Origin of the sequence: Pseudoalteromonas rubra, from assembly GCF_005887095.1 — a bacterium.
Lineage (GTDB): Bacteria > Pseudomonadota > Gammaproteobacteria > Enterobacterales > Alteromonadaceae > Pseudoalteromonas > Pseudoalteromonas rubra_E.
Window position 1 is genome coordinate 1 of record NZ_PNCI01000150.1, and the last position, 254, is coordinate 254.

The following is a 254-nucleotide window of genomic DNA, read 5'->3' on the forward strand; positions in this document are numbered from 1 at the left end:
CTACAGACAATGTGAACGCAGTCCCAGAACCACCTTCACTTTCAACGGTAATATCCCCGTCGAGTTTCTGCGCCAAACTCTACGCGATATTTAGCCCAAGGCCGGTGCCCCCATATTTTCTGGTCGTCGACGAGTCAGCCTGATGGAAGGCGTTAAACAGCTCTTTTTGCTCCGCAGATGTCATCCCAATCCCGGTGTCCTGCACCCGAACAGACAAAATATCCTGAGTACAGCTGACATCGATAGAAATTTTG

The 254-nt window shown here is 50.0% G+C and carries 1 pseudogene; it reads right to left on the bottom strand.

The annotated features are described in order from the left end of the window. A pseudogene (locus CWB99_RS23670) lies at positions 1–254 on the bottom strand (ATP-binding protein); the annotation flags it as partial.